Genomic DNA, 1,084 nt, shown 5'->3' with positions numbered 1-1,084 from the left:
GCCAGTACTGGCTGGTGGACCCGCTGGACGGCACTGGCGAGTTCATCGCAGGCAGCGGCGATTTCGCCACCCTGATTGCCCTGGTGCGGGACAATGTCCCGGTGCTCGGGGTCATCTATGCCCCCGAATCCGATCTGCTCTACTGGGCGGTGCGTGGTCACGGCGCCTTCAAGGAGGCGAACGGCGAGAGCCGTCCCATCAGCGCCATGCACCATGAACACGATCAGCCTGACTCCCTGGTGGTGGCCATCAGCCGCCGCCAGAAACTGGAGAACCTGACCCGTCGCCTCAACCCGGCCATCCACTACGAGCTGATTCCGCTCGGCTCCAGCTCCCTCAAGTCCTGTCTGGTGGCGGAAGGTGTGGCGGATTGCTACGTGCGCCTGGGCCCCACCGGGGAGTGGGATACCGCTGCCGCCCAGTGCATCGTGGAGGCGGCAGGGGGGCGCATCCTCAGCCTGGCGCTGCAACCGCTGAGCTACAACGAGACCGAGTCGCTGGAGAACCCGGACTTCATCGTGATGGGGGACCCGGATCTCGCCTGGGGACGCATTCTGGCCCACTGACGGGTCGACCAGCTCGCAGGGAATGCAATCAGGCGACCACAGGGTCGCCTGATTGCATTGGTGTGATCCACTGGCTGGTTGCGGGGATTTCAGGGAGATTCGCTAGTGATGGCGATAACGGTAGTGGATCATCACATCCAATCTGGCTGCACTGGCATAAATTTCAGTTAATTCTGAAAACATGCATTTCATCGAAACAAAAAATCGACGTCGGTTTTAATTTTGGTTTTATATTCCTAACTTTTGGTTAATGTCAGGATTAATTGAATAATCCGGGGTGAAATTTCCTCCCAATCTCACTGGTGGAACAGGGCTTTGCCAGTGAGATCTGCCAGTCTCCCTTTTTGAGAATTAAATGCTAAAAGAGCACAATGTTTTTAGGTTTTAATACTACATAAAAGTGATTTATCGATGAGTTTATCTGCAGAGGTCTCGCGGGAGCTGTCCGGTTCCCCCTCCACCATGGCCAGCACCGGCTGGCGTCGCCACGACACCCATTGGGTCATCAGCCTGTTCGG

Annotated in this window: 1 protein-coding gene; it reads left to right on the top strand. The window is 56.8% G+C overall.

Features of this window, described 5'->3' with window-relative positions; translation table 11 throughout:
* Positions 1 to 566, top strand: a 566-nt coding sequence (locus BN1132_RS01855) for a 3'(2'),5'-bisphosphate nucleotidase CysQ family protein (protein ID WP_042074472.1), incomplete at its 5' end; no start/stop codon positions are given.
* Positions 567 to 1,084 lie beyond the last annotated feature (518 nt).

This window comes from Aeromonas sanarellii (assembly GCF_000820085.1).
Taxonomy (GTDB): Bacteria; Pseudomonadota; Gammaproteobacteria; order Enterobacterales; family Aeromonadaceae; genus Aeromonas; species Aeromonas sanarellii.
The sequence above is the reverse complement of the archived record's forward strand: the minus strand, read 5'-3'. Positions and strand labels throughout refer to the sequence as shown.